This window comes from Pseudomonas sp. LBUM1676 (assembly GCF_059695605.1).
In genome coordinates this window covers 91,598-112,500 of record NZ_CP166777.1, presented here as the reverse complement: position 1 = coordinate 112,500, position 20,903 = coordinate 91,598, and the positions used below count along the sequence as shown (strand labels likewise).

The 20,903-nt window shown below is 59.1% G+C and carries 24 protein-coding genes; 16 read left to right on the top strand and 8 right to left on the bottom strand.

The window, feature by feature from the left end:
- Positions 1-37 precede the first annotated feature (37 nt).
- Complete coding sequence (locus ACA041_RS00545) at positions 38-1,258, bottom strand: CaiB/BaiF CoA transferase family protein (protein ID WP_497439423.1); 1,221 nt, start codon at positions 1,256-1,258, stop codon at positions 38-40.
- A gap of 13 nt (positions 1,259-1,271) precedes the next feature.
- Entirely contained in the window at positions 1,272-2,453 is a 1,182-nt protein-coding gene (locus tag ACA041_RS00540; protein WP_010465741.1) for an acyl-CoA dehydrogenase, read from the bottom strand.
- 157 nt (positions 2,454-2,610) lie between these two features.
- Between ACA041_RS00540 and ACA041_RS00535 the strand changes: the two genes are divergently transcribed.
- The 10 genes from ACA041_RS00535 (at position 2,611) to ACA041_RS00490 (ending at position 12,421) form a co-directional block, all read left to right on the top strand.
- Positions 2,611-3,510, top strand: a complete 900-nt coding sequence (locus ACA041_RS00535) for a LysR family transcriptional regulator (protein WP_497439422.1) — start codon at positions 2,611-2,613, stop codon at positions 3,508-3,510.
- Between the two features lie 435 nt (positions 3,511-3,945).
- The gene (locus ACA041_RS00530) at positions 3,946-5,067 is read left to right on the top strand and encodes a Re/Si-specific NAD(P)(+) transhydrogenase subunit alpha (protein ID WP_046044834.1); all 1,122 of its coding nucleotides are present in this window, start codon (positions 3,946-3,948) and stop codon (positions 5,065-5,067) included.
- Positions 5,068-5,082: 15 nt separating this feature from the next.
- Positions 5,083-5,406 (top strand): NAD(P) transhydrogenase subunit alpha part 2, encoded by a 324-nt coding sequence (locus ACA041_RS00525; protein ID WP_017335806.1) that lies wholly within the window; start codon positions 5,083-5,085, stop codon positions 5,404-5,406.
- On the top strand, positions 5,406-6,842 hold the full coding sequence (locus ACA041_RS00520) for an NAD(P)(+) transhydrogenase (Re/Si-specific) subunit beta (protein ID WP_497439421.1): 1,437 nt from the start codon (positions 5,406-5,408) through the stop codon (positions 6,840-6,842). Before ACA041_RS00525 ends, ACA041_RS00520 begins: the two co-directional genes overlap by 1 nt.
- Before the next feature lie 180 nt (positions 6,843-7,022).
- Entirely contained in the window at positions 7,023-8,516 is a 1,494-nt protein-coding gene (gene scpC, locus ACA041_RS00515; RefSeq protein WP_497439420.1) for a succinyl-CoA:acetate CoA-transferase ScpC, read from the top strand.
- A gap of 320 nt (positions 8,517-8,836) precedes the next feature.
- Positions 8,837-9,052, top strand: coding sequence for a DUF1127 domain-containing protein (locus ACA041_RS00510; protein ID WP_064675290.1), 216 nt, complete (start codon positions 8,837-8,839; stop codon positions 9,050-9,052).
- A gap of 321 nt (positions 9,053-9,373) precedes the next feature.
- Positions 9,374-9,691: a DUF2388 domain-containing protein gene (locus tag ACA041_RS00505; RefSeq protein WP_497439419.1), complete on the top strand. Its 318-nt coding sequence runs from the start codon at positions 9,374-9,376 to the stop codon at positions 9,689-9,691.
- Positions 9,692-9,799: 108 nt separating this feature from the next.
- Positions 9,800-10,117, top strand: a complete 318-nt coding sequence (locus tag ACA041_RS00500) for a DUF2388 domain-containing protein (RefSeq protein ID WP_497439418.1) — start codon at positions 9,800-9,802, stop codon at positions 10,115-10,117.
- A gap of 25 nt (positions 10,118-10,142) precedes the next feature.
- A complete protein-coding gene (locus tag ACA041_RS00495) occupies positions 10,143-10,463 on the top strand; it encodes a DUF2388 domain-containing protein (protein WP_497439417.1) in 321 nt (106 codons plus the stop codon).
- On the top strand, positions 10,463-12,421 hold the full coding sequence (locus ACA041_RS00490) for a DUF7844 domain-containing protein (RefSeq protein WP_497439416.1): 1,959 nt from the start codon (positions 10,463-10,465) through the stop codon (positions 12,419-12,421). The genes ACA041_RS00495 and ACA041_RS00490 overlap by 1 nt, the downstream gene beginning before the upstream one ends.
- Positions 12,422-12,519: 98 nt before the next feature.
- On the opposite strand, the gene trpA is transcribed toward ACA041_RS00490, so the two are convergent.
- Entirely contained in the window at positions 12,520-13,332 is an 813-nt protein-coding gene (trpA, locus tag ACA041_RS00485) for a tryptophan synthase subunit alpha (protein WP_497439415.1), read from the bottom strand.
- Positions 13,332-14,567: a tryptophan synthase subunit beta gene (gene trpB, locus ACA041_RS00480; RefSeq protein ID WP_497439414.1), complete on the bottom strand. Its 1,236-nt coding sequence runs from the start codon at positions 14,565-14,567 to the stop codon at positions 13,332-13,334. Before trpB ends, trpA begins: the two co-directional genes overlap by 1 nt.
- A gap of 112 nt (positions 14,568-14,679) precedes the next feature.
- On the opposite strand from trpB, the gene ACA041_RS00475 reads away from it, so the two are divergent.
- The gene (locus ACA041_RS00475) at positions 14,680-15,597 is read left to right on the top strand and encodes a LysR family transcriptional regulator (RefSeq protein ID WP_497439413.1); all 918 of its coding nucleotides are present in this window, start codon (positions 14,680-14,682) and stop codon (positions 15,595-15,597) included.
- Here ACA041_RS00475 and ACA041_RS00470 read toward each other — a convergent pair.
- Entirely contained in the window at positions 15,570-15,896 is a 327-nt protein-coding gene (locus ACA041_RS00470) for an ElaB/YgaM/YqjD family protein (protein ID WP_497439412.1), read from the bottom strand. The two genes, ACA041_RS00475 and ACA041_RS00470, sit on opposite strands and share 28 nt — an antisense overlap.
- A 154-nt stretch (positions 15,897-16,050) precedes the next feature.
- On the opposite strand from ACA041_RS00470, the gene ACA041_RS00465 reads away from it, so the two are divergent.
- Positions 16,051-16,266, top strand: a complete 216-nt coding sequence (locus ACA041_RS00465; RefSeq protein ID WP_064675281.1) for a dodecin — start codon at positions 16,051-16,053, stop codon at positions 16,264-16,266.
- A gap of 123 nt (positions 16,267-16,389) precedes the next feature.
- Positions 16,390-16,611 carry a DUF1161 domain-containing protein gene (locus ACA041_RS00460; RefSeq protein WP_497439411.1) on the top strand — a complete coding sequence of 74 codons (222 nt, stop codon included), beginning with the start codon at positions 16,390-16,392 and terminating at the stop codon, positions 16,609-16,611.
- Positions 16,612-16,680: 69 nt separating this feature from the next.
- On the opposite strand, the gene ACA041_RS00455 is transcribed toward ACA041_RS00460, so the two are convergent.
- The gene (locus ACA041_RS00455) at positions 16,681-17,682 is read right to left on the bottom strand and encodes an LLM class flavin-dependent oxidoreductase (RefSeq protein WP_497439410.1); all 1,002 of its coding nucleotides are present in this window, start codon (positions 17,680-17,682) and stop codon (positions 16,681-16,683) included.
- A 241-nt stretch (positions 17,683-17,923) separates the two neighbouring features.
- Between ACA041_RS00455 and ACA041_RS00450 the strand changes: the two genes are divergently transcribed.
- Together ACA041_RS00450 and ACA041_RS00445 are read left to right on the top strand one after the other, a co-directional pair.
- Positions 17,924-18,355, top strand: a complete 432-nt coding sequence (locus ACA041_RS00450) for an OsmC family protein (protein WP_497439409.1) — start codon at positions 17,924-17,926, stop codon at positions 18,353-18,355.
- A gap of 188 nt (positions 18,356-18,543) precedes the next feature.
- A complete protein-coding gene (locus tag ACA041_RS00445) occupies positions 18,544-18,777 on the top strand; it encodes a DUF1161 domain-containing protein (RefSeq protein WP_497439408.1) in 234 nt (77 codons plus the stop codon).
- A 6-nt stretch (positions 18,778-18,783) separates the two neighbouring features.
- Here ACA041_RS00445 and ACA041_RS00440 read toward each other — a convergent pair whose 3' ends face one another.
- Both ACA041_RS00440 and ACA041_RS00435 read right to left on the bottom strand, forming a co-directional pair.
- Complete coding sequence (locus ACA041_RS00440) at positions 18,784-19,209, bottom strand: PA0061/PA0062 family lipoprotein (protein WP_497439407.1); 426 nt, start codon at positions 19,207-19,209, stop codon at positions 18,784-18,786.
- A gap of 41 nt (positions 19,210-19,250) precedes the next feature.
- Positions 19,251-19,673, bottom strand: coding sequence for a PA0061/PA0062 family lipoprotein (locus tag ACA041_RS00435; RefSeq protein ID WP_497439406.1), 423 nt, complete (start codon positions 19,671-19,673; stop codon positions 19,251-19,253).
- Between the two features lie 59 nt (positions 19,674-19,732).
- Between ACA041_RS00435 and ACA041_RS00430 the strand changes: the two genes are divergently transcribed.
- Positions 19,733-20,809 carry an aminopeptidase gene (locus ACA041_RS00430; protein ID WP_497439405.1) on the top strand — a complete coding sequence of 359 codons (1,077 nt, stop codon included), beginning with the start codon at positions 19,733-19,735 and terminating at the stop codon, positions 20,807-20,809.
- The last annotated feature ends 94 nt before the right edge of the window (positions 20,810-20,903 follow it).

Below are 20,903 nucleotides of genomic sequence, written 5' to 3'. Positions count from 1 at the left end.
CGGGGGGAAAACCGCGCCTTCTATATAGAAGGCATCTTCAGAGCACCCCAGCCTCTTTAAAAGCAGCTACCACACCAGCCTCCAGACCCAACACCCGCTGCAGTACCTCCAGCGTGTGTTCGCCCAACAAAGGAGGCGCATTGCGATACTCCACGGGCGTCTCGGACAGACGAATCGGACTCGCCACCTGCGGCACCATCCCTGCCAGCGCATGAGGCAGCTCAATCGCCAAGCCACGCGCCTTGACCTGAGGATCGGCAAACATCTGCGCCAGGTCATTGATCGGCCCGCACGGCACACCCGCCTGCTCCAGTTCCAGCACCCACTCCGCAGTAGTCTTGAATACCGTTGCCTGGCGGATAAGCGGAATCAACTCCGCACGATTCGCCACCCGCATTTTGTTTGTCGCAAAGCGTGGATCATCCGCCCACTGCGGCTGACCCGCCACTTCGGCAAACTTGCGGAACTGCCCGTCATTACCCACGGTGAGGATGAAGTCGCCATCCGCCGTAGGAAAGTCCTGATAAGGCACGATGTTCGGATGAGCATTACCCAGGCGCTTCGGAGCATTACCTGTCGTCAGGTAATTCATCGCCTGGTTAGCCAGGCAAGCCACTTGAACATCCAACAGCGCCATATCGATATGCTGACCGCCACCGTCATGATCCCGGTGCGCCAGTGCCGCAAGGATCGCCACGGTCGAGTAGAGCCCGGTCAGGATGTCGGTCAACGCCACGCCGACTTTCACCGGGCCCGCGCCTTCGTCGCCTTCGGGCCGCCCGGTCAGACTCATCAGCCCGCCGAGGCCCTGGATCATGAAGTCATAACCCGCTCGCTTGGCGTAAGGCCCCGTCTGACCAAAGCCGGTAATGGAGCAATAGATCAGGTTCGGATTGATCGCTTTGAGCGATTCATAGTCCAGGCCATAAGCCGCCAGACCTCCCACCTTGAAATTCTCGATCAGGATGTCCGACTTGGCCGCCAACTCACGCACCAGCTTTTGCCCCTCCGGGCGCGTGAAGTCGATGGTGACCGACTGCTTGTTGCGATTGGCCGACAGGTAATAGGCAGCCTCGCTGGTGTTCTCGCCATAGGCGTCTTTCAGAAAGGGAGGGCCCCAGGCGCGCGTGTCATCACCATTGCCCGGCCGCTCGACCTTGATCACTTCGGCGCCAAGGTCAGCAAGGATCTGCCCGGCCCACGGCCCGGCCAGCACCCGCGATAAATCCAGTACCCGTAGATGCGAAAGCGCGCCCATGGACGTTCTCCTATTAATAGAACGCCTGAATGCCGGTCTGCGCCCGACCGAGGATCAGCGCGTGGACGTCATGCGTACCTTCATAGGTATTCACCACTTCCAGGTTGACCAGGTGGCGAGCAACACCGAACTCATCGGAGATGCCGTTGCCGCCCAGCATGTCGCGCGCCATGCGTGCAATATCAAGGGACTTGCCGCAGGAGTTACGCTTCATCATCGAGGTGATCTCGACCGCAGCCGTGCCTTCATCTTTCATGCGGCCCAGACGCAGGCAGCCTTGCAGCGCCAAGGTGATTTCGGTCTGCATGTCGGCCAGTTTTTTCTGGATCAGCTGAGTGGCAGCCAATGGACGACCGAACTGTTGGCGATCCAGCGTGTATTGGCGAGCGGTGTGCCAGCAGAACTCGGCGGCGCCCAGCGCACCCCAGGAAATGCCGTAACGTGCCGAGTTGAGACAGGTAAAAGGACCTTTCAAGCCACGGACATCCGGGAAGATGTTCTCTTCAGGGACAAACACGTTGTCCATGACGATCTCACCGGTGATGGATGCCCGCAGGCCGACCTTGCCGTGAATCGCCGGAGCGCTCAGGCCTTTCCAGCCCTTCTCCAGCACGAAGCCACGGATGTCGCCCGCATCGTCCTTGCCCCAGACCACGAACACATCGGCAATCGGGCTGTTGGTGATCCACATCTTGCTGCCGGTGAGGCTGTAACCGCCTTCCACCTTGCGTGCACGGGTAATCATCGCACCCGGGTCGGAACCATGATTCGGCTCGGTCAGACCAAAGCAACCGATCCATTCGCCGGAAGCCAGTTTCGGAAGGTACTTCTGTTTCTGGGCTTCGGTACCGAATTCATTGATCGGCACCATCACCAGGGAGGACTGCACACTCATCATCGAACGATAGCCGGAGTCGACACGCTCGACTTCACGGGCGATCAGGCCGTAGCTGACGTAGTTCAGGCCGCTGCCACCGTACTGCTCAGGGATGGTCGCACCCAAAAGGCCCACTTCGCCCATCTCGCGGAAGATCGCCGGATCGGTCTTTTCGTGGCGGAAAGCTTCGAGCACGCGCGGCGCGAGTTTCTGCTGAGCGAATTGCTCGGCGGTATCGCGGATCATGCGTTCTTCTTCGGTGAGCTGTTGATCCAGCAGCAGGGGATCGATCCAGTTGAAGCTAGCTTTACCGCCCATGAGTGTGTCCTCTCGAATCGGGTCAAATAACGTGGATTGATCCTAGGCCGGGTTCGACGCCACGGCAAACGAGGATTTTGCATACTGTTGTGCTAATTTCTCACTCCGAAAGGTCGCAAAAGAGCTTTTACGCGATCTATTAGTGAGGTTGATGTACATGCGAAGAAAGATACCGAGCACTACGGCCCTGATCAGCTTCGAGGCGGCGGCGCGCCACGAAAGCTTTACCAAGGCCGCCCTGGAGCTTTCGCTGACTCAGGGCGCGATTTGCCGGCAGATCGCTAGCCTGGAAGAGTTCTTGAGTGTCGAACTGTTTCGTCGCTCGCGCCGCGGGGTGAAACTGACGGAAGCCGGACTGTCCTATAGCCGACGGGTAGCCACCCAACTCGATGCGGTTGAGCGGGACACCTTGTCCGTGATGGGCCAACAGGGCGCCAATGTGATCGAACTGGCCGTGGTCCCGACCTTCGGCACTCAATGGCTGCTGCCAAGGCTCAAGGACTTCCAGCAACAGCACCCGGAAGTGACGGTCAACCTCACCAATCGAACGCGCCCATTCCTGTTCGCCGACACCGACTTCGATGCCGCGATCTATTTTGGCGATGCTGACTGGTCGGGTACCGAATCCCACAGGCTGATGGGCGAAAATCCGATGCCCGTGTGCAGCCCGGGCCTCCTGGGTAAAAAGCCCAGCCTGACCCCCGGTGAAATTGCCGACCTGCCCCTGCTGCAACAGACCACCCGCCCCTATGCCTGGCGCCAATGGTTCAACTCGCAGAACCTGAATATCCCGCGAGACATGACAGGACCGCGTTACGAGCTATTCTCCATGCTTGCCCAAGCGGCCATGCACGATATGGGAATTGCGCTGATTCCGCCGTTCCTGATTCAGCGCGAGCTGGCGGAGAAGCGCCTGGTGGTCGCCAACCCTCAGGCCTTGTCGAGCATCAAGGCTTATTACCTGATGATTCCCGAGCGAAAGGTCGAATCGGCCTCTTTAAGGGCTTTTCGAGACTGGCTGGTTAATCAGGCACACAGCTACAGCCTAGAGGGATAAAGGCCAGAGACGATAAACTGACCTCGTAGTCAGAAAACTGAAAGCCCTACAGATATAAGTATTTGTCGCATATTCGCAGACTGTATCGCGAAGGGGTACAAACGTCCCATAAGTGCCTGAAAACCTGGCCTTGAGCCTCCATTGCCGAGCAATGACGTCTCATTCACCTCACAGATGTGGAAATTGCTCATTTTTCGCCAGAATCCTTGCAAGGCACGGCCTGCAAGGGATTGACCCGCTCGGTTGCGACATTCGGTCACGGGGTGACTTGTAGTTAATTTTCCGTCACCCGTCATAATCCCTTGATGGGCACAAAGTTCGCCTGCAAAATGCCGCGCCCCGCCCTTGTTTGGCGGGATCGTGCTGATCGGCCGCCCCAGCCGCACCATCCGAAGTGCCTGGGTTTACTCAATAAGATCACGCAGGAGATTTGACGTGCACATTGGTGTTCCTCTCGAAACCCAGACGGGTGAAACACGGGTTGCTGCAACCCCGGAAACCATCAAGAAGCTGATCGGCCAGGGTCATAAGGTCACTGTGCAGAGCGGCGCCGGCATTAATGCCAGCGTTGTCGACAGTGCCTATGAAGCGGCAGGCGCAATTATTGGCAGCGCCAACGATGCGTTTGGTGCCGAGCTGATTCTCAAGGTGGTCGCCCCCAGCGACAGCGAGCTGACGCTGATAAAGAGCGGCACCGTTGTGGTGGGCATGCTCAACCCGTTCAGCAATGAAACCATTGCCAAACTGGCCGAGTGCGGCATTACCGCGTTTGCGCTGGAAGCCGCGCCACGCACCTCCCGCGCGCAGAGCCTGGATGTGCTGTCGTCCCAGGCCAACATCGCCGGCTATAAAGCCGTGCTGCTGGCTGCTCACCATTATCCGCGTTTCATGCCGATGCTGATGACTGCCGCTGGCACCGTTAAAGCGGCGCGCGTGCTGATTCTGGGCGCTGGCGTCGCCGGTTTGCAGGCGATCGCCACGGCGAAACGTCTGGGTGCGGTGATCGAAGCGTCTGACGTGCGTCCTGCGGTAAAAGAGCAGATCGAATCCCTCGGTGCAAAATTCGTCGACGTGCCTTACGAGACGGATGAAGAGCGCGAATGCGCCGTCGGTGTCGGCGGTTACGCGCGACCCATGCCCGCCAGCTGGATGCAGCGTCAGGCGCTGGCCGTGCACGAGCGCGCCAAGCAGGCCGATATCGTCATTACCACCGCACTGATCCCGGGCCGCAAGGCGCCGACCCTGTTGAGCGCGGAAACCGTGGCACAGATGAAGCCAGGCTCGGTGGTCATCGACCTCGCGGCAGCCCAGGGCGGCAACTGCCCGCTGACCGTGGCCGATCAGGTCGTGGTCGAAAATGGCGTGACCATTTGCGGCCCGACCAACCTGGCCGGCGCCGTCGCGGCAGACGCTTCGGCACTGTACGCGCGCAACCTGCTGGACTTCCTGAAGCTGGTCTTCAACAAGGAAGGCCAGTTCGAGATCAACCTCGAAGACGACATCGTCGCCGCGTGCCTGATGTGCCGCGACGGCCAAGTCATCCGCAAAAACGCCTAAGCAGGGATTCAGACGATGGAAGAGCTTATCTCCCCCGGTATCTACAACCTGATCATCTTCGTGCTGGCGATTTATGTCGGTTATCACGTGGTCTGGAACGTTACACCTGCACTGCACACGCCATTGATGGCGGTGACCAACGCCATTTCGGCGATCGTGATCGTCGGCGCCATGCTGGCGGCGGCGTTGACCGTGACGCCACTGGGCAAGACCATGGGCACCCTGGCGGTGGCACTGGCGGCGGTGAACGTGTTTGGTGGCTTCCTGGTGACCCGCAGGATGCTTGAGATGTTCAAGAAAAAAGCCCCGAAAGCAGTGAAAGAAGAGGCGTCCAAGTAATGAGCATGAATCTCGTCACGACGCTCTACTTGATCGCGTCGATCTGCTTCATCCAGGCCCTCAAGGGCCTGTCGCACCCGACCACGTCGCGGCGCGGCAATGTGTACGGCATGCTCGGCATGGCGCTGGCGATCCTCACCACCGTGGGCCTCATCTATAAGCTGGGGGCTGAGCTCGCCACCGCTGGCATCGGTTACGTCATCGTCGGCCTGTTGGTCGGCGGCACCGCCGGCTCGATCATGGCCAAACGCGTCGAGATGACCAAGATGCCGGAGCTGGTCGCCTTCATGCACAGCATGATCGGTATGGCCGCCGTGTTCATCGCCATTGCGGCGGTGGTCGAGCCGCAGTCCCTGGGCATTGTTAAACAGCTGGGTGATGCGATTCCGGCGGGCAACCGTCTGGAGCTGTTCCTCGGCGCGGCCATCGGTGCCATCACCTTCTCCGGTTCGGTGATCGCCTTCGGCAAGCTCTCGGGCAAATACAAGTTCCGCCTGTTCCAGGGCGCACCCGTACAGTTCGGCGGCCAGCACAAGCTCAACCTGCTGCTGGGCCTGGCCACACTGGCGCTGGGCATCACCTTCATGCTGACCGGCAATCTCGGCGCGTTCGCCCTGATGCTGGCCCTGGCGTTCGTGCTGGGCGTGTTGATCATCATCCCGATCGGCGGCGCGGACATGCCGGTGGTGGTGTCGATGCTCAACAGCTACTCCGGCTGGGCGGCGGCGGGGATCGGTTTCTCGCTGAACAACTCGATGCTGATCATCGCCGGCTCGCTGGTGGGTTCGTCCGGTGCGATCCTTTCGTACATCATGTGCAAGGCGATGAACCGTTCGTTCTTCAACGTACTGCTCGGTGGTTTCGGCAACACGGTAGATGCAACTGGCCCGGCAGGCTCGAAAGAGGCCCGTCCGGTGAAATCCGGTTCGGCTGACGATGCGACCTTCCTGCTGACCAACGCCGATACCGTGATCATCGTTCCGGGTTATGGCCTGGCGGTGGCACGCGCCCAACACTCACTGATGGAGCTGGCGGAGAAGCTGACTCACCGGGGAGTCACCGTGAAGTTTGCGATCCACCCGGTCGCCGGTCGGATGCCAGGGCACATGAACGTCCTGCTGGCCGAAGCCGAAGTACCTTACGAGCAAGTGTTCGAGATGGATGACATCAACTCCGAGTTCGGCCAGGCCGACGTGGTGCTGGTGCTCGGCGCCAACGACGTGGTCAACCCGGCGGCGAAGAACGATCCGAAATCGCCGATTGCCGGCATGCCGATCCTCGAGGCTTATAAAGCCAAGACCGTGATCGTCAACAAGCGCTCGATGGCCAGCGGCTATGCCGGTCTGGACAACGAACTGTTCTACCTGGACAAAACCATGATGGTCTTCGGCGACGCCAAGAAAGTTATCGAAGACATGGTCAAAGCCATCGAGTAAAACCTGCTTTAGCGCAATACCCAAAACCTCAGCCTTTAGTAGGCTGGGGTTTTTTATTACCTGCAGAAACCCGACCAAAGGCTCTAAATCAAGGGTCTGCATTCGACCATGGTAGCGGGACGGATTTTTTTCAAATCACTAGACTGCACACCTTGCTTTCGTTGCCCGAGATATCAATCCATGTACCGTGATCGTATTCGCTTGCCTTCGTTGTTGGATAAGGTGATGAGCGCCGCTGACGCTGCCGCTCTGATTGAGGACGGCATGACCGTCGGCATGAGTGGTTTCACTCGCGCCGGCGAAGCCAAGGCCGTGCCCCACGCATTGGCCGAACGCGCCAAAGTCACCCCGCTGAAAATCACCCTGATGACCGGCGCGAGCCTGGGCAACGACCTCGACAAACAGCTGACTGAAGCCGGCGTCCTGTCGCGACGCATGCCATTCCAGGTCGATAGCACGTTGCGCAAGGCGATCAATGCCGGCGAAGTGATGTTCATCGACCAGCATCTTTCGGAAACCGTGGAGCAGCTTCGCAACCAGCAGCTCAAGCTGCCGGACATCGCGGTGATCGAGGCCGTGGCGATCACCGAGCAAGGCCATATCGTACCGACCACTTCAGTCGGCAATTCGGCCAGCTTTGCGATTTTCGCGAAACAGGTGATCGTCGAAATCAATCTGGCGCACAACCCGAACCTGGAAGGCCTGCACGACATCTATATCCCGACTTACCGCCCGACCCGCACGCCGATCCCGCTGGTGAAGGTCGATGATCGCATTGGCAGTACGGCCATCCCGATCCCGGCGGAAAAGATCGTCGCCATCGTGATCACCAACCAGTCCGACTCGCCTTCTACGGTATTGCCACCGGACGTGGATACCCAGGCTATCGCCGACCATCTGATCGACTTCTTCAAGCAGGAAGTGGCGGCCGGACGCATGACCAACAAGCTTGGCCCGTTGCAGGCCGGGATCGGCACCATCGCCAACTCGGTGATGTGCGGCCTGATCGATTCGCCCTTCGAAGACCTGACCATGTACTCCGAAGTGCTGCAGGACTCGACCTTCGACCTGATCGATGCCGGCAAGCTGAGTTTTGCGTCGGGCAGTTCGATCACTTTGTCGGCTCGTCGCAATACCGACGTCTTCGGCAACCTGGAGCGCTACAAGGACAAACTGGTCCTGCGCCCGCAGGAAATCTCCAACCACCCGGAAGTAGTGCGCCGGCTGGGCATCATCGGCATTAATACCGCGCTGGAATTCGACCTGTACGGCAACGTCAATTCCACCCATGTCTGCGGCACGCGGATGATGAACGGGATCGGCGGCTCGGGCGACTTCGCGCGCAACGCGCACCTGGCGATCTTTGTCACCAAGTCGATCGCCAAGGGCGGCGCGATCTCCAGCGTCGTACCTATGGTCAGCCACGTCGACCACACCGAGCATGACGTCGACATCCTCGTCACCGAGATAGGCCTGGCCGACCTGCGCGGCCTCGCACCACGGGAGCGGGCTCGCGTCGTCATCGATAATTGCGTGCACCCGGACTATCGCCAGGCGCTGGATGACTACTTTACAGCCGCATGCGCAATTGGCGGTCATACCCCGCATATTCTGCGCGAAGCACTGAGCTGGCACATGAACCTCGAAGAAACCGGGCGCATGCTAGCCGTGTAATGAGATACAGATAGCGGCTGACGCAAACACAGTTTCGTCAGCCTGCCATTGCCATGCAGAAATGTGTTGAAAACTGTACTGCTGTACTGGTCTTTTCCTACAGTAATTTCCTACCTATCCGAGCCAAATGGGCAAAAACGCACCTTTCTGGTGCGCATAGGTACAGTTGCCTAAATTTCGACCAGTACACTGCCTATTAACAGTTAACTGGTCCCTCACAATACAGGTGAACTGTATCTACAGGGACTAGCCAAACAAGAGGATCATTGGCATCAGTTAAACCACTACCTAATCCCGCCACAAGCGGAAGGATGCTTACCATGGAACGTACACTCAGTTCCGAACTGTTCTTCGAAGACACCGCTGCAAAAACCCAGGCTTCCATGCCTCTGCGCGTTCTCGCCAACCTGATGTTGTGGCAGCGCCGCATCTCCAGCCGCCATCAACTGGCTCGTCTGGATTCGCGTCTGCTGGCTGACGCCGGGATTAGCGAAGCACAACGCTACGAAGAGCTGAGCAAGCCGTTCTGGCGCTAAGTAGCGTCGCTGGCTCAGACCTGTAGGGTCCACCGCCAGCAACCCGAATTGAACACACAAAACCCGTCGCGGGAAATCGCGACGGGTTTTGTCGTTTCAGGGCTAGAAAAAGCCATACCAGTACAGATTCACAGTTACGCTATATTTAGCGGTACAATTATATTTCTACAGCGTTTCTTCTTTATATGGCGATGTATGGGCTGTTCGAACCCACCGCTGCCAGCCTAATATCCAACCAGAACGTGGCGAACGCTGTCCGACAGGCGTCTGATCTCCAGACACTGCGCCATCTCTCTATCGGTTCACCAAAGGAGTTTCATCATGTCCCGTCTTCGTCTGCTCAGCGCTGCGGCCCTGCTTGCCGTGGCAGCCAATGCCCACGCCACCAGCTTCATCGTGACCACCGATGCCGTCGTCGGTGCACTCAAGGCCACATCCGATGCGACTTCCGATGTCACGTCCTCCTTCCGCGATGACAAGATCGTGCGCGCCGCCCGCGACGACGCTGCCAGCTTCGTCGCCAGTGAAGGCGTGATCCGTGGGGTGAAACTGGAAAGTGCCCTCGACCACATTCGCCAACAGGCTCCTCAGCTGAACGCAACGGACTCGCAGCTGGCCCAAGCCATCCTGACGATCTAAGCGACGCCGTTCGCCCGGGACACGTGTGTCGTGTCCCAAATGTTTCGACACTGGCTCTAGACCGGGCGTTGCGCTAGCCTTGTGACTCTTTTGCAGCTATCGAGTCTCATGCGTTTTTTTTCAAATCTGTTGATCACTCCGCTTTTCGCCACAGCCTGCTGGGTGGGCTCGGCCCATGCCTACGACGCTTTCAACCTGTCGACACAAGGCATCGTCGCCACCATCTACGCCTCAACGATGGTGACCGCCGCCCCCTTCGACCGTAAGCTGCTCATTGCGGCACAGGATGACGCTGCGGCGTTCGTCGCCAGTGACGGCGAACTGCGGGGCGCGCAACTGGAAGCTGCCCTGGATTATCTGCGCAGCACCCAACCAAAACTTCATGCAAGCGACCTTGAACTGGCGCAGGCAATTCTCGTCCAATAGTTATCCTTATCTGCGGAGTCGTTCCATGCGTAGCCCCCTGATTGCTGCTGCCCTTGGCCTGTTGTTGCTGGCCGATGTGACCCAGGCGCACACCCTGGTCGCCACCAGTAACATCATCATCAATGCCTCCCAGCGCACAATTGATTTCACATCCGACACCACCACGTCCATTCGCGATTCGAAAATCATCCGCGAAGCCCACGACGATGCCGCCAGCTTCGTCGCCAGCGAAGGTGAAATTCGCGGCGCACACCTGGAAGCTGCCTTCGACACATTGCGCACCCGCGTGCCGGAAGCGCGGGACGCCAGTGATCAGGTTCTCGCCGAAGCCATCCTCGCACTGTGATGTCGCCTGTCGCCTGGCTGCTGGCCGGGGTCTTGTTGCTGCTTGGCAACACGGCCCAGGCTGGCCTGCAATTACAGCTCAAGACCCAGGGGCTGACCCCCGCACAGCAGCAGGCCAGCCAGGCGCTGCTCGATGAGGCCATGCAGGCATTGCCGCCGCGCTTCATCGAGCAACTCGACCGCAAAATCGACGTCGGCTGGACCGATGACATGCCGGGCGATGCCTACGGGCAGGCTTCGCTGGTCTCCGAACTCGACTTGAACCGCAACCTGCTCGCCAGCCTCACCGACGGCAGCGCTGCGACCAAAAAAACCTATCGCCCCCACGGCACTGTGCGCCGGGAAATGCTGGCCACGGTGCTGCATGAACTCACCCACATCTACGACCGCTCGCGCCTGTGGCCAGACGCGGAGCGCACGCTGATTCAGCGCTGCACCCGGCGTAACAGCAGCTCGGGGCTGATCGGTATCCCCGATCAATGTCGCGGCCAGGCTGGCCGACGCTTTACCCTCAGCGACGACCCGCGCCTGCTCGACCTCGCCGGCTGGCCGCAGTACGTCGGCCGCCGTGGCGAGCGCGAACAGCACAATCGACAAATTGCCCGCAGCCCGGATATCTACGAGACGAGCAGCCCCAAGGAGTTCGTCGCGGTCAACATGGAGTATTTCCTCCTTGATCCGAGCTACGCCTGTCGCCGTCCTGCGCTGTACCGCTACTATCAGGAACATTTCGGTTGGGCGCCCGCCGCCAAAAACACCTGCGGCAAATCCTTTGCGTTTCTCAATGCCGGCAACGACTTCGCCAAACAACCTCTGGGCCAGGTCGACCCTGAACGGGTGTACGCCGTCGACTATCTGCTGGCCGAAGCCAATCAGAACTGGGTCAGCCGCTGGGGCCACAGCATGTTGCGCCTGGTGATCTGCGCACCCGGTCGGCCACGCGGACCGGATTGCCGACTGGATCTGGATCAGCATCTGGTGCTGTCCTACCGCGCTTTCGTCGGTGATGTTCAGCTGTCGAGCTGGGACGGCCTGGTAGGTAAATACCCCTCACGCCTGTTTGTCCTGCCGCTGGCTCAGGTGATCGACGAATACACCAAGACCGAACTGCGCAGCCTGGCCTCGGTGCCGCTGAACCTGTCGCGCAACGAAATCGAAGACGTGGTGGAACATGCCGCCGAGATGCACTGGAGTTATGACGGCAACTACTTCTTCCTGTCCAATAACTGCGCGGTAGAAGGCCTGAAATTGCTGCGCAGCGGGACCAATAATGCGCAACTGGTCGGACTCGACAGCATTATGCCCAACGGCTTGCTGGAAGTGCTCAAAGGTCGCGGACTGGCGGACACCAGCGTGCTGGACGATCCTCGGGAAGCGCTGCGCCTGGGCTACCGCTTCGACTCCTTCCGCGATCGCTATCAAGCAATGTTCGATGTGCTGAAGAAGCAATTGCCGATCAAGCAGGAAAAGGTCGAAGACTGGCTGGCCTTGAAAGCCGACGAACGCCGGCAATGGATTGACCGAGCCGACCTGCGCACCAGTGCGGCATTGCTGTTGTTGGAGCAGGCTGCCTTCCGTCAGCAATTGGTGCTGGCCCAGGACGAAGTCAAACAGCGCTACCTGGGCGCTCGGGAACTGAAAAACGGCGGCATGGACAAGGCCAACGCGACCTTGCAGCAGATTCTCGCCAACAGTGGCTTCCTCAGTCGTCCCGCAGAGTTGCTAGGCACCGGGGGGTACGGGTTGCCGCAGCCGAATGAATGGCAGCGTCTGGAATCGGAAAGCAGCCTGCGGCAGAAACAGCTTCAGGCATTGACCGGGGATCTGGACAAGGAAGTAAGGGCATTGCTGGAGCCGAGCCGGGCGGCCGAGATGGCCGCCAATGAAGCCAACCTGAAGCAGGTTGGCGAGCATTTGCGCAGGTTGCACAAAGCGTCGGGTGGATTGGAGCTGCCTTGAAGCAGGTATTTCGTCACGGCATAGTCAGCAAAAAGGGCTTCAGAACATAGTCCTGAAGCCCTCGGTCTTGCTTTTAGTCTGTATCAGGCACTTTACCTTTAGCTGACGCGAGCTTGGCGCACGCCGTCCGCCAGCGCCGCGCAAAGACTCAACACGCCATCAATCGCCTGATCAGGTGTCGACGCATTGGCGATGTGATCGATCAACGCCGAACCCACCACCACACCGTCCGCCAGACGCGCGATGGACGCCGCTTGCTCCGGTGTACGGATGCCGAAGCCGATGCTGATCGGCAGATCGGTATGGCGACGCAGACGGGCAACCGCTTCTTCCACGTGTTCCAGCGTTGCAGCGCCCGCCCCCGTCACACCGGCAACCGACACGTAGTAAACGAAGCCGGAACTGCCGTTCAGAACGGTTGGCAAGCGCACGTCATCGGTCGTCGGCGTGGTCAGACGGATGAAGTCCAGACCGGCAGCCTGGGCCGGTTCGCACAGTTCACCGTTATGCTCGGGTGGCAGGTCGACCACGATCAGCCCATCCACGCCGGCTTCTTTGGCATCGGCAATGAAGCGCGGTACGCCGTACATGTGAATCGGGTTGAAGTAACCCATCAGCACCAGCGGTGTTTCGGCATTGCTTTGGCGGAACTCGCGAACCATTTGCAGGGTTTTCGCCAGGTTCTGCTTGGCGCCCAGGGCACGGATGTTGGCCAACTGGATCGCTGGGCCGTCAGCCATCGGATCGGTGAAGGGCATGCCCAACTCGATCACGTCGGCGCCAGCGCCTGGCAAGCCTTTGAGGATCGCCAGGGACGTGTCATAGCTCGGGTCGCCCGCGGTCACGAAAGTCACCAGGGCGGCGCGGTTTTGTTCCTTGAGTTCGGCAAAACGCGTTTGCAGGCGGCTCATCAGTGTTTCTCCTGCTGGGAGTGCTCTTGTTGAGAGTGTTCCATGTGGTGCATCACGGTTTGCATGTCTTTGTCGCCACGACCGGACAGGTTGACCACCATCAGGTGATCTTTCGGCAGGTTCGGTGCGCGTTTGAACACCTCGGCCAGGGCGTGGGCACTCTCCAAGGCAGGAATAATCCCTTCCAGGCGGCAGCATTTGTGGAACGCATCCAGGGCTTCGTCGTCGGTCACCGAGGTGTACTGGACACGGCCGATATCGTGCAACCAGGCGTGTTCCGGGCCGATGCCAGGGTAGTCGAGGCCGGCGGAGATCGAGTGGGCGTCGATGATCTGGCCATCGTCGTCCTGCAGCAGGAACGTCCGGTTACCGTGCAGCACACCCGGTACGCCGCCGTTCAGGCTGGCGGCGTGCTTGCCGGTTTCGATGCCGTGGCCGGCGGCTTCGACGCCGATGATCTCGACACTTTCGTCGTCAAGGAACGGGTGGAACAGGCCCATGGCGTTGGAACCGCCACCGATGCACGCCACCAGACTGTCCGGCAGACGGCCTTCCTGGGCTTGCAGCTGGTCACGGGTTTCCTTGCCGATAACGGCCTGGAAATCACGAACCATGGCTGGGTAAGGATGCGGACCAGCCACGGTGCCAATCAGGTAGAACGTGCTGTCGACGTTGGTCACCCAATCACGCAGGGCCTCGTTCATCGCATCTTTCAGGGTGCCGGTGCCGGCCACGACCGGGATGACCTCGGCGCCCAACAGCTTCATGCGGAACACGTTGGCCTGCTGGCGTTCGATGTCGGTGGTGCCCATGTAGATCACGCAGTCGAGGCCGAAGCGTGCCGCCACCGTGGCCGTTGCCACACCGTGCATGCCGGCGCCGGTCTCGGCGATGATGCGTTTCTTGCCCATGCGCCGAGCCAGCAGAATCTGGCCGATGCAGTTGTTGATCTTGTGCGCGCCGGTGTGGTTCAGCTCTTCGCGCTTGAGATAAATCTTCGCGCCACCGCAGAACTCGGTCAGACGCTCGGCGAAATACAGAGGGCTTGGACGACCGACGTAGTCGCGCTGGAAGTAGGCCAGCTCTTCCTTGAATGCCGGATCTTCCTTGGCCAATTCATATTCACGGGCCAGGTCGAGGATCAACGGCATCAAGGTCTCGGCGACGTAGCGGCCGCCAAACGCGCCAAACAGGCCGTTGGCGTCGGGGCCGTTGCGCAGATTAGTCTGGGTCATGGGTCGCTCCAGTTGAATGCGTGAGATGACAATGGGGTTCACTCTACCCCTGACGCTGCAGGCTGAAAACCGATAAGATCGCCACAACCTGTCAGGAAAACTCACAGTTCCCATGAGCCATGATCTTCCTCCGCTGAACGCCCTGCGCGCCTTCGAAGCCACTGCCCGCCTTAATAGCGTCAGTAAAGCCGCCGAACAGCTGCATGTTACCCATGGCGCAGTCAGTCGGCAGCTAAAGGTGCTCGAAGAACACCTTGGCGTGAGCCTGTTCATCAAAGAGGGTCGTGGCCTTAAACTCACAGATGCCGGCGTCCGTCTACGCGATGCCAGCGGTGAAGCCTTCGAGCGCTTGCGCACCGTATGTGCCGAGTTGACCCAAAGCACGGCTGACGCTCCATTCGTGCTCGGTTGCTCGGGTAGTCTGCTGGCGCGCTGGTTTATTCCGCGCCTGGGACGGCTGAATGCGGATCTGCCGGATCTGCGCCTGCACCTGTCGGCCGGAGAAGGCGATCTCGATCCGCGCCGTCCGGGGTTGGACGCTCTGCTGGTGTTTGCCGAGCCACCATGGCCGGCGGACATGCAGGTCTACACACTTGCCAGCGAACGAATCGGCCCGGTCATGAGCCCACGCTTCGCCGGCTTCGAACGGTTGCTGGATGCACCGGCAAGCACGCTGTTGAGCGAGCCATTGCTGCACACCACCTCGCGCCCACAGGCCTGGCCGAGCTGGGCGCAGCAAAGCGGCCTCGACGCCAGGGCGCTGAAGTACGGTCAGGGTTTCGAGCATTTGTATTATTTGCTGGAAGCAGCGGTGGCCGGTCTCGGCGTGGCGATTGCGCCTGAGCCACTGGTGACCGAGGACTTGAAGGCCGGTCGCCTGGTTGCGCCTTGGGGCTTCAGTGAAACCCCGGCGCAACTGGCGTTGTGGCTACCCAAGCGCGCCGCAGACGGGCGCGCTCGGCAGTTGGCGCAGTGGCTCAAGAACGAACTGCGCCAAACAGATCAGTTACCGCGCTTGAACAACAGATAAGCAGCGAGCAAACCAAGCGCCCCCACAGCTACACCCGCTGTAGTCCAAGGGTGTTCCTGGGCGTAGTCCCGTGTGGCAATCCCGGTTTCGCGGGTTTTGACTTTGACTTCTTCGTACGCATCGCTGAGCAGATGACGCGAATGCTTCAGCGCGTTCTCGGCGTTGCTTTTCAACACTTTAAGGGTTTTACGCGACTCGTCCGAGGCGTCGTCCTTAAGGCTCTCCAGAGATTTAAGCAAACTCTCGATCTCGGCTTCCATGCTTTGCAATGAGGCTTTACGTAAAGAAGTGGTGGCCATGGTGGCTCTCCTGCATTGGTTGAGTTGCGTGTGTTGCTTGGGACTTCAGCGGTTCGAGAAAGTGCAGTAAATCTGAACTTCCTTGTCGGATTGGGCGACAGAAGTAATAAGAAAATCACTGCTAGTCTGTATTTCACACCCTAAGGAGAACGCCATGACAGATCACCACACCTACAAGAAAGTCGAGCTGGTCGGCTCATCCGCCAGCAGCATTGAAGACGCCATCAACAACGCCCTGGCCGAGGCCAATAAAAGTCTCAAGTACATGGAGTGGTTTGAGGTGACCGAGACCCGCGGGCATATCAAGGACGGCAAGGCCGCCCATTTCCAGGTGACGCTCAAGGTCGGTTTCCGGATTGCGAGCAGCTGAGTTTGAGCTAGTCTTCAAAACTGGCTCGCTGGCCGAGTGCCATAGGGATTGGCAATGCGCGACACAAGCACATCCGGCTGATAGCCGGGTGCCCCCTATTGATCCGACCAGAGAATGCAACAGATGAAGAAATTTATTTTGGCGGTAGGTTTGTTGAGCCTTGCGAGTGCTGCCTTTGCTCAGGGCAAGTCGTGCGAAGAGTTGAAAGCCGAGATCGCGGCGAAACTGGATGCCAAGGGCGTTTCCGGGTATTCACTGGAAATCGTCGACAAAGGCACAGCTGCTGGTGGAAACGTCGTCGGCACTTGTGAAAAGGGCACCAAGGTAATCGTTTACAAGAGGTAGGCTGATGCCTGTTAAAAATAGAAAAGCCGACGCAATGACGTCGGCTTTTTTGTGCGCGCAACTCGGCTATCAGCCCTTCATCACCTGCGCCAGCAACTCGTAGGAACGCACCCGATCGGCATGTTCGTAGAGGTCGCAGGTGAAAATCAGCTCATCCGCCTGGGTCTGCGCGATCAGCACTTCCAGTTTGGCCCGGATCTTCTGCGGGCTACCGACCATGGCCAGGCCAAGGAAATCTCCGACCGCTTCCTTCTCATGCGGCAGCCACAAGCCGTCCATGGTTTTCACTGGAGGGCGTTGCACCAGGCTCTGGCCGCGCATCAACGCGAGAATCCGCTGGTAGACCGAAGTCGCCAGATACTCGGCCTGCTCGTCGGTGTCGGCGGCTACCAGCGGTACGCCGAGCATCACGTAGGGCTTGTCCAGTACCGCGGAAGGCTTGAAGTGATTGCGGTAGACGCGAATCGCTTCATGCATGAAGCGCGGTGCGAAATGGGATGCAAAGGCGTAGGGCAAACCGCGTTCGCCGGCGAGTTGTGCACTGAACAGGCTCGAGCCCAGCAACCAGACCGGTACGTTGGTACCGGTGCCCGGCATGGCGATAATCCGCTGATCGGGAGTGCGTGGGCCGAGGTAGCGCATCAGTTCGGTCAGGTCTTCCGGAAATTCGTCGGCGCTGCCGGAGCGTTCCCGACGCAACGCGCGGGCGGTCATTTGATCGGAACCGGGCGCACGGCCCAGGCCCAGATCGATCCGGCCCGGGTACAGGCTTTCCAGCGTGCCGAACTGCTCGGCAATGACCAGCGGCGCGTGGTTGGGCAACATCACGCCGCCCGAACCGACACGGATGGTCGAAGTGCCACCGGCCAGGTAGCCCAGCAGCACCGAGGTCGCCGAACTGGCAATGCCGTCCATATTGTGGTGCTCGGCAACCCAGAAGCGGTTGTAGCCGAATTTTTCGACATACTGCGCCAGGTCCAGGGAATTGCGCAGCGATTGGGCCGCGCTGCCGTTTTCCCGCACGGGGACCAGATCGAGGGTCGAGAATTTGATATCGGACAGTGGTTTCATAAGCCTGCTTCTCCAATTGAGGGCGCAGGTTTTTTCTTGAAAACGAAAACCTGCCGAATCCATAAGCGTGTTTCATGCAATGAGGGCATATACCCGAGTTTCAATAGCCCGGACAAAATTCCTGCAAAATGAGGCATCAATTAGAATGCGGTGAACTTTGCACCACCGTCTATCCTCAGAACCCTAGTAACCGAATACCACGAAGGCGCGACGGTTCGCGCCGGATCTTGAGGAGGCAGACATGGCTATCACGAAGAAAGCATCGGCTCATTGGGAAGGTGACCTGAAAACCGGCATCGGCTCGATTTCCACCGAGACCGGCGTACTCAACCAGGCGCCCTACGGCTTCAAGGCGCGCTTCGAAGGCGGCAAGGGCACCAACCCGGAAGAGCTGATCGGTGCGGCACACGCGGGCTGTTTTTCCATGGCCTTTTCCATGATTCTCGGCGATGCCGGCCTCAAGGCTGACAGCATCGATACCAACGCCGAAGTGACTCTGGACCAAGTGGAAGGAGGCTTTGCGATCACGGCGGTGAAACTGATCCTCAAGGCGAAAATCCCAGGGGCGACTCAGGCGCAGTTTGAGGAACTGAGCAACAAGGCCAAAGAAGGCTGCCCGGTTTCCAAGGTGCTGAACGCGAAGATCAGCCTGGATGCGACGCTGGTCGGTTAGATTTGGGTCGGCGCGATAAAAGATCGCAGCCTTCGGCAACTCCTGCGTGGATCAAATGACCCCGTAGAATTGTCGAAGGCTGCGATCTTTTTTGCGCTGGAACAAAACCAGGCTGGCGAAACTGTGGTCGAATAAATGACAGCAGCTGAAACGCACCGACGTGCGCGCTGCCTCAACGGAGCTTCAACATGAAACGCATTGCCTTGGCGATTATCTGTAGCGCGCTGGCCACATCGGCCTTCGCCGCGCCGAAATCGTGTGAAGAACTCAAGGCCGAGATCGAGGCCAAGATCCAGGCCAACAACGTCTCGTCCTACACCCTGGAAATTGTCACCAATGATGAGGTGCACGATCAAAACATGGTCGTTGGCACTTGCGAAGGCGGCACCAAGAAAATCATCTACCAGAGGAACGACCGCTGATTCGTCTCACATGAGGCAATAGGACTCTCGGTCTTCAGCGACGATTTCACGCTTGGCGTTATACAGACGGGCGCCGGGAGTGAAGGCGATCGAACGGGCTTCCAGTACGTAACGCTGACCGGCTTCGAAATGATCGTAGTTGATGGTCAGGTAGCACAACCGCTCTGCGGGACCGCTCATCATACTCAAGCCCCCGCCCCCTCCAGGCACTTCAAAGTCGAAGCGCACGATCAGCTCATGGCTGCCGGGGGTGACCTGAAAGAAACGCCCGTCGCGTAATCGCTGCTCGTCCAGCCGTTCGGCCATCAGCAATTTATCGTTGGGGAATGGCGTCGAAAACTCGACCCATGCCATCTGCGGATTAACCGCCGGCAACGGACTCTGGCAGCCGGCAACGATGCTCACCGCCAGTAATAGCATTGACCTGCGCATGAATGTATTCCCGAGGATGGGGTCCTTCAGGATAACGCCGATCAGGTGCGTTGGCAGCCAGCTGGTGTGCCTTGGCCAATGACTTTTCGCTGTTGATCATAGAGCTTTGCCCATGGCCGGAAACCGATATTCCCTGCTTGCAACTGGTACCGCTCACCGGCGTTGAAGTCCTTGAATTTCACGTTCAACTGACAGTCACGCCATAGTGGCTCGGCGTCGGGACCGATGTTAGTTGGCTGGACCGGAAACTGGTAACGCACCGTCAGCTCATGGCTGCCAGGATGAACCTCGAAATAGCGCTTGTCGGGGGAGGCCTTGTCATCGACTTCCAGCGCTTGCAGCGCGGTGTCTTCTTGCTGCGAGGCCAGGTCGATCCACGCTTGCGCCGGATCATGGCGGGGTAATCCGAATCCGGCACAACCTGTCAGCATCGACAGGCTTGCTGTCAGCATCAACATGCGCATAGCGGAGCTCCAGTCAGGCGGGATAGTCTTGCGGGCAGACTTTCCAGGGATGATTCATTTTGATCAGGCCGCTTCCAAGCCTTGGGTTACTTGATCGCGTTTTACGCGTTTTGTTTCCAGGCGTGTTGTTTTTGTTGCTCAACGGTTGCGCCAGCGTCAGCTATTACGGCCAATTGGCCAGTGGTCAGCTGCAATTGCTGAGGGCACGGGAGCCGGTTTCCAGCGTGATTGCCGATCCCGGTCGCGATCAGCAACTGCGTGCGCACCTGATTGAATCACAAAAGGCCCGGGTGTTTGCCAGCCAACAGTTGCACTTGCCGGACAATCAGAGCTACCGGCTTTACGCCGACATTGGTCGACCGTTCGTCGTCTGGAATGTGTTTGCAACGCCGGAGTTTTCTCTGACGCCGCAAAACCATTGTTTCCCCATCGCCGGTTGCGTCGCCTATCGCGGTTATTACAGCCAGAGCGCGGCCCGCGGTGAGGCTGCCTTGCAGCGATTGCAAGGTATGGATGTGTCGATCGGCGGTGTCGAGGCCTATTCGACGCTCGGCTGGTTCAACGATCCGATCATCAACTCGATGATGGGGTGGGGCGACGAACGGCTGGCGACGCTGATTTTTCACGAACTGGCTCATCAGCGCTTTTATGTGAAGGACGACACCGAGTTCAACGAGTCTTTCGCCTCCTTCGTTGAAAAGGAAGGCACGCGCCAATGGCGCACATTCCGCGGCCTGGCTCCGGACGACGGGACCCAGGTACAGCGACGCGAGCAATTCATGCAGCTGGTTCTGGATACCCGGACTCGCCTGGAGTGGCTATACGCCCTGCCGCTGCCCGCCGAACAGATGCGCCAACGCAAGGCGGCAACGTTCGAGCGCTTGCGCAGTGAATATCGACTGCTGCGTGACAGCCAATGGGCCGGGGATAAACGCTACGACGCCTGGATCAATGCACCGATGAACAATGCCCGGTTATTACCATTCGGGTTGTACGGCCAATGGGTGCCGGCGTTTGAGGCGTTGTTCCGGCAGGAGGGTGGGGATTGGATGAAGTTTTATGCGGCAGTCGAGAAGCTTGGTGCTCTACCGGTTGAAAAGCGTCAGGCGGCGTTGCAGGTTTTGGCGGGATCATGAAACGTCGGTATCTGAACGGGCCTCTTCGCGAGCAGGCTCGCTCCCACAATGAACCTGCGTTCACAAATTCAATGTGGGAGCGAGCCTGCTCGCG

Bases quoted from the DNA above. Each gene is read 5' to 3' on its own strand.
- ACA041_RS00435 (WP_497439406.1), bottom strand. From the start codon at position 19,673: ATGCGCATGTTGATGCTGACAGCAAGCCTGTCGATGCTGACAGGTTGT.
- ACA041_RS00465 (WP_064675281.1), top strand. From the start codon at position 16,051: ATGACAGATCACCACACCTACAAGAAAGTCGAGCTGGTCGGCTCATCC.
- trpB (WP_497439414.1), bottom strand. From the start codon at position 14,567: ATGACCCAGACTAATCTGCGCAACGGCCCCGACGCCAACGGCCTGTTT.
- ACA041_RS00535 (WP_497439422.1), top strand. From the start codon at position 2,611: ATGCGAAGAAAGATACCGAGCACTACGGCCCTGATCAGCTTCGAGGCG.
- ACA041_RS00525 (WP_017335806.1), top strand. From the start codon at position 5,083: ATGGAAGAGCTTATCTCCCCCGGTATCTACAACCTGATCATCTTCGTG.
- ACA041_RS00540 (WP_010465741.1), bottom strand. From the start codon at position 2,453: ATGGGCGGTAAAGCTAGCTTCAACTGGATCGATCCCCTGCTGCTGGAT.
- ACA041_RS00505 (WP_497439419.1), top strand. From the start codon at position 9,374: ATGTCCCGTCTTCGTCTGCTCAGCGCTGCGGCCCTGCTTGCCGTGGCA.
- ACA041_RS00460 (WP_497439411.1), top strand. From the start codon at position 16,390: ATGAAGAAATTTATTTTGGCGGTAGGTTTGTTGAGCCTTGCGAGTGCT.
- ACA041_RS00440 (WP_497439407.1), bottom strand. From the start codon at position 19,209: ATGCGCAGGTCAATGCTATTACTGGCGGTGAGCATCGTTGCCGGCTGC.
- ACA041_RS00455 (WP_497439410.1), bottom strand. From the start codon at position 17,682: ATGAAACCACTGTCCGATATCAAATTCTCGACCCTCGATCTGGTCCCC.
- ACA041_RS00470 (WP_497439412.1), bottom strand. From the start codon at position 15,896: ATGGCCACCACTTCTTTACGTAAAGCCTCATTGCAAAGCATGGAAGCC.
- ACA041_RS00450 (WP_497439409.1), top strand. From the start codon at position 17,924: ATGGCTATCACGAAGAAAGCATCGGCTCATTGGGAAGGTGACCTGAAA.
- ACA041_RS00500 (WP_497439418.1), top strand. From the start codon at position 9,800: ATGCGTTTTTTTTCAAATCTGTTGATCACTCCGCTTTTCGCCACAGCC.
- ACA041_RS00510 (WP_064675290.1), top strand. From the start codon at position 8,837: ATGGAACGTACACTCAGTTCCGAACTGTTCTTCGAAGACACCGCTGCA.
- ACA041_RS00445 (WP_497439408.1), top strand. From the start codon at position 18,544: ATGAAACGCATTGCCTTGGCGATTATCTGTAGCGCGCTGGCCACATCG.
- ACA041_RS00490 (WP_497439416.1), top strand. From the start codon at position 10,463: ATGTCGCCTGTCGCCTGGCTGCTGGCCGGGGTCTTGTTGCTGCTTGGC.
- ACA041_RS00545 (WP_497439423.1), bottom strand. From the start codon at position 1,258: ATGGGCGCGCTTTCGCATCTACGGGTACTGGATTTATCGCGGGTGCTG.
- scpC (WP_497439420.1), top strand. From the start codon at position 7,023: ATGTACCGTGATCGTATTCGCTTGCCTTCGTTGTTGGATAAGGTGATG.
- ACA041_RS00475 (WP_497439413.1), top strand. From the start codon at position 14,680: ATGAGCCATGATCTTCCTCCGCTGAACGCCCTGCGCGCCTTCGAAGCC.
- ACA041_RS00495 (WP_497439417.1), top strand. From the start codon at position 10,143: ATGCGTAGCCCCCTGATTGCTGCTGCCCTTGGCCTGTTGTTGCTGGCC.
- trpA (WP_497439415.1), bottom strand. From the start codon at position 13,332: ATGAGCCGCCTGCAAACGCGTTTTGCCGAACTCAAGGAACAAAACCGC.
- ACA041_RS00520 (WP_497439421.1), top strand. From the start codon at position 5,406: ATGAGCATGAATCTCGTCACGACGCTCTACTTGATCGCGTCGATCTGC.